At 35.3% G+C, this 255-nt stretch carries 1 pseudogene; it reads right to left on the reverse strand.

The features are described from left to right. Window positions 1-232 (reverse strand): annotated as a pseudogene (locus M3210_RS20875) (ATP-binding protein); the annotation flags it as partial. Window positions 233-255: the final 23 nt, after the last annotated feature.

Raw genomic sequence — 255 nt, forward strand, 5'->3', positions numbered from 1 at the left:
TAGATGGGAAGTGAATATGGTCGCCCCATTGATAATCCTCTAATTCCTTTTCATTCATAAACTTTGCTTTTTTAATTAAACGTTCTCCTTTTGCGATTTCCCTTAACTCTATTTCCTGTTGTAATAGGTCCATTAAATATTGTTCCGGATTCTCGAAAGGAACTTTTTCATACAGGTCTGCAATATATGCTAAACGGAGTAATTTACATTTCTCTCTAATCACATCAGACACGTTAAACACCTGCCTTCACAGTA

This window comes from Oceanobacillus luteolus (assembly GCF_023715655.1).
GTDB classification, from domain to species: domain Bacteria; phylum Bacillota; class Bacilli; order Bacillales; family Amphibacillaceae; genus Oceanobacillus; species Oceanobacillus luteolus.